Origin of the sequence: Haloferula sp., from assembly GCF_049672945.1 — a bacterium.
Taxonomy (GTDB): domain Bacteria; phylum Verrucomicrobiota; class Verrucomicrobiia; order Verrucomicrobiales; family Akkermansiaceae; genus Haloferula.
On record NZ_JBATWY010000177.1, the window covers coordinates 1 to 14,102 of the forward strand.

General features: G+C 57.0%; 12 protein-coding genes. All 12 read left to right on the forward strand.

Translation table 11 applies throughout. The features are described 5' to 3' along the window. Positions 1–1,052: patatin-like phospholipase family protein (locus WBG04_RS15875; RefSeq protein ID WP_424315442.1), on the forward strand; the 1,052-nt coding region annotated here is incomplete at its 5' end. A gap of 41 nt (positions 1,053–1,093) precedes the next feature. Beyond that, positions 1,094–1,939 (forward strand): hypothetical protein, encoded by an 846-nt coding sequence (locus WBG04_RS15880; RefSeq protein ID WP_424315444.1) that lies wholly within the window; start codon positions 1,094–1,096, stop codon positions 1,937–1,939. Between the two features lie 181 nt (positions 1,940–2,120). Then, positions 2,121–2,912, forward strand: coding sequence for a hypothetical protein (locus WBG04_RS15885; protein ID WP_424315445.1), 792 nt, complete (start codon positions 2,121–2,123; stop codon positions 2,910–2,912). 14 nt (positions 2,913–2,926) lie between these two features. Further along, entirely contained in the window at positions 2,927–4,414 is a 1,488-nt protein-coding gene (locus WBG04_RS15890) for an alpha/beta hydrolase (protein WP_424315447.1), read from the forward strand. 136 nt (positions 4,415–4,550) lie between these two features. Continuing rightward, positions 4,551–8,069, forward strand: coding sequence for a mechanosensitive ion channel domain-containing protein (locus WBG04_RS15895; RefSeq protein ID WP_424315449.1), 3,519 nt, complete (start codon positions 4,551–4,553; stop codon positions 8,067–8,069). Between the two features lie 88 nt (positions 8,070–8,157). Further along, positions 8,158–9,597: a DUF481 domain-containing protein gene (locus tag WBG04_RS15900; RefSeq protein WP_424315450.1), complete on the forward strand. Its 1,440-nt coding sequence runs from the start codon at positions 8,158–8,160 to the stop codon at positions 9,595–9,597. Between the two features lie 357 nt (positions 9,598–9,954). Continuing rightward, complete coding sequence (locus WBG04_RS15905; RefSeq protein WP_424315452.1) at positions 9,955–10,368, forward strand: hypothetical protein; 414 nt, start codon at positions 9,955–9,957, stop codon at positions 10,366–10,368. 219 nt (positions 10,369–10,587) lie between these two features. Then, a complete protein-coding gene (locus WBG04_RS15910) occupies positions 10,588–11,979 on the forward strand; it encodes a glutamate decarboxylase (RefSeq protein ID WP_424315454.1) in 1,392 nt (463 codons plus the stop codon). Positions 11,980–11,982: 3 nt separating this feature from the next. Further along, positions 11,983–12,825: a hypothetical protein gene (locus tag WBG04_RS15915; protein WP_424315456.1), complete on the forward strand. Its 843-nt coding sequence runs from the start codon at positions 11,983–11,985 to the stop codon at positions 12,823–12,825. Positions 12,826–12,898: 73 nt separating this feature from the next. Beyond that, complete coding sequence (locus WBG04_RS15920) at positions 12,899–13,069, forward strand: hypothetical protein (RefSeq protein WP_424315458.1); 171 nt, start codon at positions 12,899–12,901, stop codon at positions 13,067–13,069. A 9-nt stretch (positions 13,070–13,078) separates the two neighbouring features. Next, positions 13,079–13,309 carry a hypothetical protein gene (locus tag WBG04_RS15925; RefSeq protein ID WP_424315459.1) on the forward strand — a complete coding sequence of 77 codons (231 nt, stop codon included), beginning with the start codon at positions 13,079–13,081 and terminating at the stop codon, positions 13,307–13,309. A 106-nt stretch (positions 13,310–13,415) separates the two neighbouring features. Continuing rightward, positions 13,416–14,075 (forward strand): MarC family protein, encoded by a 660-nt coding sequence (locus WBG04_RS15930; RefSeq protein ID WP_424315461.1) that lies wholly within the window; start codon positions 13,416–13,418, stop codon positions 14,073–14,075. Positions 14,076–14,102 lie beyond the last annotated feature (27 nt).

The following is a 14,102-nucleotide window of genomic DNA, read 5'->3' on the forward strand; positions in this document are numbered from 1 at the left end:
AGGTGGACTTCATTTCATCGGTATCCGGGGGAAGCTTCACCGCGGCCTACTATGGATTGTATGGTGAAAAGTTGTTCACTGATTTCGAAGATGAATTCCTGCGGGCGAACGTTCAGGGGAAGCTGACAAAGAGCCTGTTGAATCCCATTCACTGGTTCGGCTCCAAAGGGCGGACCCAGAGAGCGATCGAATACTACCAGAAATCCCTGTTTCACAACGCAACCTTTGCCGACATGCAGAAGCCGGATCTCCCGATGATTGTCATCAATAGCTCTGACCTGGCGGAAGGAGTACGCTTCTCGTTCATTCAGGAATATTTCAGTTTCCTCGGTTCCGATCTTTTGAGTTTCCCGGTCGCTCGGGCGGTTGCCGCATCCTCTGCCGTTCCGGTCGTATTGAATCCGGTAGTGATCGAGAATTATCCCAACCCCCCTGGTGGTGACTTTCGTTGGCCCGCCAATACCGCAGCAAAGATGAGGAAGGATTCCAATTTCCGCCTGCTCTACAACGGCTTGCAGTCCTACAACGATAAGGAGACCCGTAAGTACATCCATTTCGTGGATGGAGGAATCACCGACAACACAGGCCTACGTGCCATTAGCGACATCGTGGCTATTTCCGGTGGCCCGGCCGCCCTGCAGAACAAGACCCGAATCAGGACCCCGAGACATGTCGTCTTCCTTGCAGTCAATGCATCTACTGAAAAAGCGAGCGAGCTGGACGAATCCAACAAGGAACCGTCCGTCCTCACCGCAATGAACGCAGCGACGAATGTCCAATTGCGCCGCTACAACACGGACAGCATCGAAATGGCCAGGAACGAGCTCTATAGCTGGGCTGCAACGATGTCGAAATCGGGCCGCAGGGTCACGCCCCACTTCATCGAAATTGACTTCGAAGACGTCCAGCAAGCCCAGATGAGGTTGTTTCTGAACAAGATTCCGACCTCCTTCAGTCTCACCAACGAACAAGTGGATGCCCTGATCAAAAATGGTCGTGGTATTCTTCGGGAGAACTCCGATTACAAGAAGTTCCTGAACGAGATGCGCTGAACCAAAGCAAGTCAATAACCCATCATTTCAACACATAATCCATGAATAAACCAGTACCTGCATCCCTGCTACGCCTGCTTGCCCTTGGTTGCACCTCCTTGGGCACCGCCATCGCAGGATCCGAGCCCAGCGATATCACAGCCCCACCCACCTTGACTCCCCCATCGTCGGAGTGCGATTGGGAATTCCGAATCGAGCCCTATCTCTGGGTCCCCGGGGTTGATGGCACCCTTGGCATTCGCGGTCGAACCACCGAAATTGACTTCGATGTCAGCGATCTCCTCAGTAGCAGTGGCAATAATAACGAAACATACGATATCGAGATGCTGTTCGCCATGCAACTCGAAGCCCGCAAGGACCGTTGGGGCATTCTGGCAGACGCCGTCTACGTCGATTTGGATATCACCGGCAGTCGCCCAACTCCACGACACCTCTCTGCCAACCTCGATTATACGGAGCTACTCGGCAACCTGCTCGTCACCTACCGGATTACGGACGAGCCCAACAGCTTCCTCGATCTCTACGTGGGAGCCCGGGTGAACTCTCTGTCCTTCGACCTGAGGGCGCAGGCCGATCTCATCAATTTCCCCCTCGAGCCGGCGATCTATGACTCCCAAACCGAGACATGGGTGGATCCTGTCATCGGCTTCCGTGGTCAGTGGAATTTCACCGAAAAGTGGTTCCTCGCTGGCAAAGCGGACATCGGTGGATTTGGCGTGAGCTCGGAGTTGCTCTGGTCGGCCCAAGCGACTGTTGGCTACCAATTCACCGACAGGTTCAGCACCGAAATCGGCTACAGCTACTACGATACCGACTATGAAGACGGTGGTTTCGTTTATGATATCGCCATGGGCGGCGTGTTCCTTGGTTTCAACTTCGATTTGTGAATCACTGGCATTAAGAAATGGCCGAAACCGTGGGGAGTGACTGACCCGCTCCGGCCAACTTGAAATCTTGATGATGGTTCAACCGGAGCTCTCGGCGACCTGGCACCTCTCCCGGGGGTCAGGCACGAGAGCTCCAAGACCCTGAAGCAAACTCATGAGGTCACTTGTAAGAACGCGCCTGGTGAAACCGGCAATCCGACCTGCCGTTGCGGGTGTCCTCGCCGCCCAGACTCCGAGCACCACTTTGATCGCACGCGAGGAACCGATCGAGTGGTTCCGCCATACGATGGAAAACGCGTGGCTCACCCCCTTCGATCCCACTCTGATTGATCGTTGGGTTTCAGCAGAGCTCAGTTATGAAGAGGATCGTGGCGGAGCTTCAACCATTGAATTCAAGTCGTCATTTCGTGATGCCTTCCATCTGCACAATGGGATTGGACTCGGATACCAACTCCAAGTGCCATTGAAGCAGAATGACGATGGCAACAGCCATGTCAGTGGCCTTGGTGACTTCGAAGCCCGGGTTGGGTTGGTGGGCCGATTCTTACCGACCTTGCGCTGGGGAGCGGGTGTCAATGCGAAGTTCGACAGCGCGTCAGATCCAGCATTGGGTGATCAGGCCTTCCAATTGAAATCGATCTTCATCCTCCGCTGGGACACCACGGACCGGATCACTCTCGGCATCGATGCCGAGTACACCTTCACCCCGAGCGACGCAGGCATCTACGACGTTCGCACTCTCGAGCTCAAGTTCCCATTCGCCGTCAGACTCTCGGGTCAATGGGCGGCTGGTATCACCTACAAGCCTGAGTGGAATTTCCTTACCGACGATCTTGAGCATACGATGGATCTCGGCTCCAGTTATACCTTTGGCCACGATCGCCACTACGTGCTTTCCTTCGGGCTTGAGCTTCCCCTCTCCGAGCAAGACCTCGAATGGAAGGTTTCCTCAGGATTCACCTGGCACTTTTAATGTTCCCCCTTCGCATGAAAAAGACCACTCGTTCCGCCCTGATCATCGTCCGCCGAATTCTTGGCTATGGCCTTCTCGTGACCTTCGTGTCACTGATTTCCATCGCCGTCTATGTGCTTCAAAGCCGCCCGAATCTCAGTCTCTGGCAGGAGGTCGATCTGGATGAGGAATTCGAGGAAAACTCAGGAGTCACCGACTTCGCCGGGTATCTCGAACTCGAGGACCGCCTCTTCGATCAGCTAGAGCGGGAAGTCTATCAGAAGACGCCACCCGGTGATGCCCACAGCGTCAACCGCTATCAAAAGGGAAGCCTCACCGATCCGACGAGCATGCCAACCAACTGGAACCGCACCTTCCAGCTTGAACAGAAAGATCCGAAAGCCGGAGTGCTGCTCCTCCATGGCCTGACAGACTCGCCCTACAGCATGAGAAGCCTCGCTGAAGAGTTTCACAATGCGGGTGCATCCGTCATCGGTCTCCGAATCCCCGGCCACGGCACCGCGCCGAGTGGCTTGGTCGAGATGACTTGGCAAGACATGGCCGCAGCTGTTCGATTGGCCGCCGTGCATCTGAAGAAGAGTATCGGTGACAAGCCGTTCTATGTCGTCGGCTATTCGAACGGCGGCGCACTGACCGTCGTCTATACCCTCGAAAGCCTTGAGGATGAATCGCTCCCCCGACCCGATGGGCTGGTCCTCCTTTCGCCGGAAATCGGGATCACCAAGGTCGCGGCGCTCGCCGTATGGCAAGGACGCCTCGGTCACTGGCTCGGCCTCGAAAAACTCGCATGGACGTCCATTCTCTACGAATACAATCCCTACAAATACAACTCCTTTGCCGTCAATGCGGGGAACCTCGCCTATCGCATCACACTTGAAATTGACCGTCGCCTCGAACGCATGTCGAAAGCAGGAGAACTCGATGACTTCCCCAGGATGCTCGCCTTCCAGTCCGTCGTCGATGCCACCGTCTCCGCCCCCGCAGTCGTGTCCCGGCTCTTTGATCGTCTTCCCGAGAATGACCACGAACTGGTTCTCTTCGACATCAATCACCGGGAAATCATCGACCACCTGCTTGCAAAAGACCCTTCCGAGGACCTTGGAAAAATCCTATCCGATTCAAATCGAAAATTCACGCTGAGCATCGTCAGCAATTCAGGCGAAGAAGGAGAAGCCACCGAAGCCGTCACCATCAGACGGCGGGCCGCAGGACAATCAACGGTCAGTATCGAGAACACCGACATGACCTGGCCGAAGGAAATCTATTCGCTCGCCCACATTGCCCTTCCTTTCCCCGGAGATGACCCCTTCTACGGCAGTGGCGATGGCGGAAAAATTCCGACACTCGGCAATCGGGCTCTGCGTGGCGAACGCGGCACCCTTCTGATCACGCCTGCCGACATGCTCCGGCAGAAATGGAACCCCTTTCATCCATGGCTCGTGAAAAGAGCCCTCGAACTCACCAAGCTCAGTGCTCCCGCACCTGCCGGTCTCTCGAACTAGTGAAGCAGGTCTCCGACTTGGGAAGCGGAGGCGGGACAAGATTCTTGATTTGAAATCTCCAAAGGAATCCCCTTTGGCTTGTTGATCGCTTTTCCCCCGCTCTCGGCCGCTATCCTGCTCATACACCCTCCTACTGATGACAAAATCGATATTTCAACTTCCGGAAATCGGACCAAAAATCTGCGTTCTTGGATGCGCGATTCTGGGAGCGGTTTCGTCGATCAAGGCACAGGACACACCGACGGAGTCGCCTGGCCCTCCCGAGCAAGCGAGCTCAGCTGCTGAACCCGCAGCAGCGATCCCTTCAGCCGAAAGTGCCCGGGAGGCCGAGGCAAACGGGAGCCCTGGGATTTACAACAAGGACTGGGTCGAAGCCCGACTGAAGGCTGCCAAGGAAGCCGCCAATGCCGATGATCCCGCCTCGGAGGCCCTCGTGGATCGTTACCAGGAAGCACTGGATATCATCGAAAGCACCGAGACACAGCGGGCACTCTTGGAAACGTATCAAGACGCCATTCGCTCCGCGCCCGAGGCCACGAATAAAATCCGGGCGACTCTTGAAGCCACCCCGGAGCTGGACTCGAAAGCCGATCCGAATGGCCCTCCACCCGCTGGTCTTGCCAGCGATGCCGACATCGATGAGATCAACAGCCGACTGACCGCCGCGCGCGGGGCCGCGCTGGAGGCTAAAAGCAAACTTGAAGATCTCGAAGACAGGATCGCAACGCAGCTGACGAGGCCCGCTGCGATTCGTGATCGAATCATCGCGATCCAACAGGGGACCTCGGCAGCTGAAGCAGAAGCGGCCGAACTGAGAGGAAAACGAAGCGCGACGGAAATCGAGCAGGCGTCCCTGGCAAAAGCACTCCTGCAGATCGAAGCTTTTGAGACCGAATTGGCAGCCCTCGAGCAGGAGCAACTCAGCTACGATGAGCGCACGGCCCTCGCCCAGGCAGAACGTGACCTTGCCAGCCGCCTCGCGGCGAATGCCGCGGCGGAGACTCTGGCCATCCAGCAGTTCGCCGACAAACGGCTCGCCGATTCGGTAAACGATGCGGCCATGCTCGCCGAGCAGGCCCGCACCGACGCCGAAGACCAACCTCAAATCGTCCGTGACGTGGCAGAGGAAATCTCGGAATTGGCGAAAAAGTTCGAAGCAATCGGCCTGAGAATTGCGACGGCTTCAAAGAGGGCGGACTTTGTTGAAACCCGGCTGGCCGACTTGCAGCAGCAACACGATGAACTTAAAACAGAGATTGGGATTGGAGGCGTGGGCGGGGCTCAGGGCGAGCTTCTCATTGATCAGCGGCGACTCATGCCGGATCTGCGCACCATTCGTTCCGACTTGAAACGATCACGGGCGGCGGTCGCAGAAACACGGCTGAATCTCTATCAGAATCAAAAGGACCTGCGTCCCTTACCTGAAACAGTCGCCGCCAATTTGCTCGAGGAATCAGAGACCTTGTTGATCGGCGAGACACGCGAACGGGTGCTCTCGGAACTCATCGCCCTCATCGAAAAGCGCAATGAACTTCTCCAAGAGCTCAACGGGCAGTATCGCCGGCTTCTCACCGAAGAGGGGGACTATGATCTGGCTCTGAGGCAACTGGCGGAGCTGACGGTCGAAGCCGAGGCCTTTCTCAATGAAAAACTTCTCTGGGTGCGTAGTTCAGAGCCCATCAGCCTGGCCACATTCACGGAGCTTCCCAGTGGGCTTGCATGGCTTTTCGGAGCCAATCATTACGAGGAACTCAAGACCGCATTGATCGGACTTGGAGATCATTCCCCCGTCCTCATCACCCTGGCGGCATTACTCTTTCTGTTCCTGATCCTGACACGCTCGCGCTGCAAAAAGAAGATCACAGATCTGGGACACAAGGTCCGAAAAATTTCGACGGATCGATATCGATACACCTTGCAGGCCTTCCTGCTCACCCTGGTTCTGGTGGTGCCCTATGCGATCATACCGACCTTTATAGGTTGGAGATTGCTGCAGACACCTGATGCCTCCGACTGGTTGCAAGGGCTGGCAGAGGGGCTTTTCTTCTCGGGTTATCTTCTCGCAGTAGTCCTCTTTACCCGCGCCTTCTGCCGCAAAGGAGGAGTCGCCGAGCAGCACTTCCGCTGGAATAGCCAGGCTTTGTCGAGCCTGCGGGAAAATGTGACCTGGATTTCATTCCTGTATATCCCGGCAAGTATCGTCGCCGCCATCTGCCTCAACGAGAAGAGTGCCGCTCACCTCGCAAGCATCGGGCGCCTCACCTTCATCGCCGTGATGCTGTGGGTCGCATTCTTTCTCCGCCGGATGCTCGACAAGGAAAGAGGGGTCATCTGCCTTGTCGTCCAGGATCATCCGGAAGGATTCATCGCCCGGCTGCACAAGTTCTGGACCTTCCTCTTTGTCTCCTTTCCGCTCATCTTGATGGTTCTGGCAATGGCAGGATACATCCTCACAGGCCTGACCTTGATGAGACAGTTCCGGCTCACGATTGAAATTATTGGCATCGGTGCGGTGGCTTACGCATTGATCATGCGCTGGTTCAGCATGCGGGAGCGACGGCTGGTTCTCGAGCAGCGGATTCGCGAGCGACAGGAACGCGTGGAGGCCGAATCCAAGGATTCCAAGGGAGTTACCTCCGAATCAACGGACGAGAGCGGCTTGCAGGAATTCGATGAGGACGCCATCGATTTTGAAGAGGTCGGAGAGCAAACACGCCGCTTGATCAGCTTCGTGGTGGGTGCGGTGGTGGCCATCGCCATCTGGTTCGGCTGGGCGGATATCTTGCCGGCCCTGCAGGGCCTGAACGACATCAAGCTCGTGGGAGGCATCAGTCTCGGAGCGCTGATTCCTGCCGTCTTCATTTTGATCGTGACGAGTATCGGGGCGAAAAATCTTCCAGGCCTTTTGGAGATCGGACTCTTGAGTCATCTCCCACTCGATGCGGGGCTTCGCTACACCATCATCTCCCTCTGCCAGTACTTGGTCGTCGCCCTCGGGCTATCCCTCATGATCAGCGTACTCGGAGTCGACTGGTCGAGTTTCGGCTGGATCGTCGCCGCGCTCAGCGTCGGACTCGGCTTCGGCCTCCAGGAAATCGTGGCCAACTTCGTCTGCGGCATCATCCTCCTCTTCGAGCGCCCGATCCGGGTGGGCGATGTCGTGACCGTATCGGGGACGACCGGTGTGGTCTCAAGAATCCGGATTCGTGCCACCACCATCATCGATCGGGACCAGAAGGAGTTCATCGTTCCTAACAAGGAGTTCATCACCGGGAGCCTCTTGAACTGGACGCTCTCGACGACACTCAACCGCCTCGTAATTGTGGTGGGTGTGGCCTACGGATCGGATACCCGCCGAGTCAGGGATCTCCTCCTTGAGATATGCAATGCCCAACCCCACGTCATGAAGGACCCGGCCACCAGCGTGATCTTTGATGCCTTCGGCGACAGTACCCTGAACTTCACCATCCGAACCTATCTCGCATCCATGGAGAATCGACTCGGAGTCACCAACGAACTGCACCACCAGATTCACGAACGTTTTGCCGCTGAAGGCATCGAAATCGCCTTTCCCCAGATGGACCTCCACCTTCGCAGCGTCGATCCCGGAGTATCTCTCGGCGGCGGACCAGCTCCCGAGCCAGGTAAAGCCTGAACCCATCAGTCGTCAGAGACCAAGCATCACATCGTCTAACAAAACTGCCTTTCCTCTACTGGTCGAACTCGTTCAACCAGGAATCGAGATGATCAAAACACTCACTGCCCCCATTCTTACTTTATTCCTTGGCTCTGCCCTCTCCGCGACGGCAGAAGAGTCGCCATGGGAGCTCACCGGTGCAGCCGGTCTAACGTTCTCCGACGGGAATTCCGATTCATTGGCCTACTCACTACAGTTTCTCGGCTCTTACCTGAAGGATGGGAATGAAGCCTACTTCGGTTTGGACTACTTCAAGGCCGAGGACAACGGAATTGAGAACACCGACAACTTGAAATTCTTCGGTCAATTCAACAATGATTTCAGTGATCGTTGGTATACCGGAGCCCACGGCACCTACTATCAGGACCAGATCGCCGACATCGCCTACCGCATCGACACCGGCGTGCTTCTCGGCTTTCGCGCGATCAATCGTGAGCACACCAAACTCAGCTTCGAGATCGGCCCCGGATATGCGTGGGAAGAACAGGGCAGCATTCTCAGCGAATTCGTGACCGTGCGTCTCGCCCAACGTTTCGAGCACAAGTTCTCCAACACTTCGAAGGTGTGGCAATCACTCCTCTGGACCCCACGCGCGGACGACCCCGCCGACGCCCTTGTTGAATTCGAGGCCGGGTTGGAAACAAGGATCACCCGCCAGTGGTCCCTTCGAACCTTTCTCCGCTATCGTTTCGATGACACCCCGGCACCAGGCAAAAGCCGCGATGACACCGCCTTGATGCTCGGCCTTGCCTATGATCTCAACGGTTTGGCCGACCCTGATGAGAACGCTTCCAAGCGCCGCAGTCTGATGCCGGATGAAGAGCCCGAGGATGAAAAAAAGGACGGTTGGAGTTCCATCGCGGCACTCGGCTACTCGCTCAATCAAGGAAACGGCGACCGCTACGGAATCAACCTCGCCTGGAACAGCATCTACCGCGATGGCGACGATGAACTGATCTTCGACCTGGCCTACAACTACTCCCAGGACAGTGGTGCCACCTCCGCGGACCGCGTCGCCTCGAGGCTTCAATACAACAAATTTTTCGATGGTCCTTTCTACCTAGGCCCCTCGATCGCCTACCTGCGGGATCAACCGGCGGCGATCGACTTCCGCGTCGCTCCAGCGGTGATTGCCGGTTACTCCTTGATCAAATCGGACGATACCACCCTCGCCTTCGAAGCCGGCCCCTCCTATACCTTCGAAAATTCGGGAGGCATCAACTCGAGCTTTATCTCAATGATCGCGGCCGAGCGTTTCAGCCACAAGTTCAACGAGCGCTTCAGCTTCAATCAGTCGCTGGTCTACACTTCCGAGCTCGCGGATTTTCAGAATTTCACCCTGGTCGGCTCCGCTGAACTCGACACCAAACTCACCGGCCGCCTGATCTGGCGCCTCGGACTGAGTTACCTCTACGAAAACCTTCCCGCCCCCGGCCGTCAGCACCACGACACCTTGGTGAGCAGCGCAATCGCGGTTAGATTCTAGGCGAGCTGAAAGCCATCCAAGAACCGACACCAACGTTCGTTGTTCCGTCTTCAGGCCAATGCCTTCAAAGATCAAATTTTGCGCGTCCTGAAAGGACGCCTCATGCGTGATGCGCTTGTCCTGATCGATTCTCCTCCATTCACCTCCGAAGGGCGGATACGAAGTTCCCCGGCCATCGGCTCGACAAGGCGGTGACCGTCTTCGACCGAGCCCCTTCCCGTCTCCCTAATGGTAATGCCACGCAATTACAAAGCCGCGAATTCCCGCGCTCCAGTTGGTGTTGAAATGATCACTAGTTTCTTGCACCCGTCTGGCTGAGAAGTTCTTATCATCTCGCAACCAATCCAACCTGAACCAATGAAATCCATCCAGACCGCCCTTAAGATGTTCGCCGCGATTGCGATCGCCACCTTCATGACCAACTGCGGATCCACCAGCGCCCCGACGACCGGCAGCATGGCCCTTGATGCCGGCTTCAAAAGCATCACCGCCACCACACCCGCCCAAAAAGCCGAGCTCGCCAAATTGCCAGCCGGTCAGGTGAGCTCCGTGACCCACAAGGGCAAACAGTACTACGTCGTCCCGAACGCCGATAAAACTCAAGCCTACATCGGCGGCCCTGCGCAATATCAGCGCTACAAGGATCTGCAGGCCGATGCTCAGGTCAACGCCGCCAACATGGAGGCCATCGGGCAATATGGCACGGGCTATGACACCATGGGTGCCGGTTCCGCCGCCGCCTGGGATGCTTGGGGTGCCACCGTCAACTAATGGGCCACCGGACAAGGTGACGACTTGAAGGTCCTGATCCGACTCTCAACCACACGGGCCACCTCTCACGAGGTGGCCTGTTTTCGTTGATGATCCTTGCCACCACCACATCACCTCCACGTTTATCTGTGGCTCGCCACAATTATACCAAAGATCCGGCAATCCACTTTAAAAACCCAGCGTTGCTCATCCGAATGAAAAGCGAATAATTCAACCGTCATGCTTCATTCCAAAAAGAACGACGACCCATCGTCCCAAAGCAATTTCCTCCCACTATACGGCAGAAACGCCATGGAGAAATCCGTCCCCAAATTCGAGTTGCCTGAGGACAGCATGGATGCGGACACTGCTTATGGCTTGATCCACGATGAGCTGATGCTCGACGGCAATGCCCGACTCAATCTCGCCACCTTTGTCACCACCTGGATGGAGCCTCAGGCCGAGAAGTTGATGACCGAGACCTTCGATAAGAACCTTATCGACAAGGACGAATACCCTTTCACTGCCGCGCTCGAGGAACGCTGCGTCAACATCGTCTCCCGGCTTTTCAACGCCCCGGACACCGGCGTCGGTGCCTCGGCGATCGGCTCCTCGGAGGCGGTCATGCTTGCAGGGATGGCGCTCAAGTGGCGGTGGAGAAAGAGGATGGAAGCCCTGGGCAAACCAGCCGACAAACCGAACATCGTCATGGGCAACAACGTCCAGGTGGTTTGGGAAAAGTTCGCCCGCTACTGGGAGGTCGAGCCGCGCTACATCGAGATGGAGCCCGGCCAGTATGAGATTTCTCCGGAGAAGGTGCTCGAGGTGATCGACGAGAACACCATCGCGGTCGTCCCGATCCTCGGCGTCACCTACACCGGTGCCTTCGAACCGGTCGAAGCCATCCACGAGGCCCTGGTCGAATACAACGCCCGCACCGGCAACGAGATCCCCATCCATGTCGATGCCGCCAGCGGAGGATTCGTCGCCCCCTTCCTCCATCCGGATCTCAAATGGGACTTCCGCCTGCCACTGGTCAAATCGATCAACGTCTCCGGCCACAAATACGGCCTCGTTTACCCCGGCGTCGGCTGGGTCGTCTGGCGTTCGCATGAAGAGTTGCCGGAAGAACTCATCTTCCACGTCAACTACCTCGGCGGCGACATGCCGACCTTCACCCTGAACTTCTCACGACCCGGCAACCAGATCGTCGGCCAGTACTACAACTTCCTCCGCCTCGGACGCGAAGGTTACACCAACATCATGTCGGCGATGCGGGATACGGCCGTCTATCTTTCCGGCGAAATTGAGAAGCTCGGACCCTTCGAACTGCTCAGCCGCGGCGACACCATCCCGGTCTTCGCTTTCTCCCTTAAAAAATCCGATCACTACACCGTCTTCGACCTCTCCGACAAATTGCGCGAGCACGGCTGGCAGGTTCCGGCCTACACCATGCCGCCGAAAGTGCAGGATCTCGCCGTGCTGCGGGTCTGTGTGAGGGAGGGTTTCAGCCGCGACCTTGCCGACATGTTGCTCGCCGATCTCAAGGCCGCCGTTGAACACTTTGATAAGATGAAGGGCTTCGAGTCACCTCATGCCCATCACAAGGGCAAGACCCACAAAAACTGCTGATCCATGGCTTCCCGGCCGGGCAAGGAAGTCCTCGAGTTCATCGAGGCACGCGGCCCGTGGCCCTTCGTCACCCGAAGGGTCTACAGAGACGCGCAGAACGTCGAGCGGATCTGGGAATCCCGCCGCCATCGCAAGGGACTGCACCAGCCCACGGCGGGTGGCGGCATCTCCCCGCCATCCGACCTCCGGAAGCTGAACAAGTGGATCGGTGGTATCTTCGCCATCGGTTCCAGCCTCTTCGCGCTTGGCTGCATCCTGCTGCTGGCCCCCGGTCTCGCGGCGTGGACAACGATCACCAACAACGGAATCAACCTGATCTTTTTCCTCGGCTCGATCCCCTTCACCACCGCCGCCTATCTCCAGCTCTATCAATCGGCCAACGCTCCGGGTCTCGACGGCACCGTCGCCCAACGCTCCTTCTTCGGCTGGCATCCACGCGACATCGGTTGGCTTGCAAGCGCGCTGCAGTTTGCCGGAACCCTGCTCTTCAACCTGAATACTTTCGATGCGATGAAGACATCGCTCTCGTGGTTCCAGCAGGACCTCCAGATCTGGGTTCCGGACTTCTTCGGATCCATCTTCTTTCTCGCCTCAGGCTACCTCTGTTTCATCGAAACCTGTCACGCTCACGGTGCCTGGAAACCTACCAGCCTCTCGTGGTGGATCACGGTGATCAACCTTCTTGGCTGCATCGGCTTCATGATTGCTGCCTTCTTCTGCTTCGTGCTCCCCGGACCCGCCCACCCTGAATGGATGACCATTTTCACCGCCTTCACTCTTCAAGGCGCGATCTGCTTCCTGATCGGATCCTTGCTGATGTTTCCCGAAGCCGCGGATTCAGAGTGATTCGAACCATACTCGAGGTCCCTGACGCGACTTTTCGCTGGAAAAGAGGGCCAATTCTCACCACCTAGCACTCATGTCTCAACACCCATCCAAACCCGGCGGCGTTTTCAACAAGAAGAACAAGTGGCTTCTTTGGGTCGGCGTCATTCTGATGATCCTCGCGATGGTCGCCTACGTCGCCACGCTGGACGAATCGGAGGTCCCTGGTCGTGGCGGAGAGCCCGTGCCTGAAGAAGCTCCCTGATTGTCTGCGATGCCATCGAAACAGGAGTCGAAACTCGGAACCTGGTCGACTCCATCCATCGCCTACCTTGGCGGAGTTATCATGGTGATCGCGATTTACATCCTCATCTCGATGGTCGTCGTTGGTCACTTGAGCTTCGCCGAGGTCGCCTTGCAGAGCGACAACGCCCTTTCCGCCACCGCACAACAGTTCATGGGCAGAGCTGGTTTCGTAACCATCTCTGGATCCTCGTCGGCATGATCGCCGGATCCTTCATCATCGAAATCCTCTATCGCAGACTCCAAGGGCGACATCTCCACCTGCTCGGCAGCGAACGAGAAAAAACCCAGCTTCCTGACAGCATGCCATGAACGATCTACCGCAAGCCATCGCCACCATGCTCCCCCTGATCAATCCCGGCATCTGCGCGGCGATGTTCATGCAGGCCACTTCCGGAAAGGCGCTCAAGGACAAACTCGCCGATGCGACGCGGGCCTCCCTTGCGATCCTCGTCATCCTATCGATCGCCGCTCTCATTGGCACACGTCTGCTTGATGCCTTTGGCATTTCGCTGGATGCCTTCATGGTCGCCGGCGGTGGCGTGCTCGCCTGGATGGGCTTTTCGATGCTGAGCAGCAAGCCGTCTTCAGGCAATTCAGGGTCCGCGAATTCCCTAACACCTCTGATCCTCTTCGCCGCAAGCCCCGGCACCATCACTGGCGTCATCACCCTCTCGGCTGCCCATACCCGTTTGGATTTTCCGCTGACGGCACTTATCGCCATCGCGGTCGCCACCACCGCCACCTGGTTGCTGATGCTACTCATCGCACGCTTCGGAAAAGCAAAGTCCGGAGGCGGTTTTCTGCGGGACACTCTCACTCGTTTCATGGGCCTGATCGTCCTCGCGATGGGCGTCCAGTTCGCGCTCACCGGACTTCATGCCTTTGGCAAGGAATCCCCTTCGGTTCCTGCGAACCCGTCAAGCTCACTTTCCCAGCCGCAGGGCGGTCCCGAAACCAAGCCATGAGGATAAGGAATCCTTCAGCGCACCCAA

Bases quoted from the DNA above. Each gene is read 5' to 3' on its own strand.
- WBG04_RS15930 (WP_424315461.1), top strand. From the start codon at position 13,416: ATGAACGATCTACCGCAAGCCATCGCCACCATGCTCCCCCTGATCAAT.
- WBG04_RS15925 (WP_424315459.1), top strand. From the start codon at position 13,079: ATGCCATCGAAACAGGAGTCGAAACTCGGAACCTGGTCGACTCCATCC.
- WBG04_RS15880 (WP_424315444.1), top strand. From the start codon at position 1,094: ATGAATAAACCAGTACCTGCATCCCTGCTACGCCTGCTTGCCCTTGGT.
- WBG04_RS15905 (WP_424315452.1), top strand. From the start codon at position 9,955: ATGAAATCCATCCAGACCGCCCTTAAGATGTTCGCCGCGATTGCGATC.
- WBG04_RS15915 (WP_424315456.1), top strand. From the start codon at position 11,983: ATGGCTTCCCGGCCGGGCAAGGAAGTCCTCGAGTTCATCGAGGCACGC.
- WBG04_RS15890 (WP_424315447.1), top strand. From the start codon at position 2,927: ATGAAAAAGACCACTCGTTCCGCCCTGATCATCGTCCGCCGAATTCTT.
- WBG04_RS15920 (WP_424315458.1), top strand. From the start codon at position 12,899: ATGTCTCAACACCCATCCAAACCCGGCGGCGTTTTCAACAAGAAGAAC.
- WBG04_RS15900 (WP_424315450.1), top strand. From the start codon at position 8,158: ATGATCAAAACACTCACTGCCCCCATTCTTACTTTATTCCTTGGCTCT.
- WBG04_RS15895 (WP_424315449.1), top strand. From the start codon at position 4,551: ATGACAAAATCGATATTTCAACTTCCGGAAATCGGACCAAAAATCTGC.
- WBG04_RS15910 (WP_424315454.1), top strand. From the start codon at position 10,588: ATGCTTCATTCCAAAAAGAACGACGACCCATCGTCCCAAAGCAATTTC.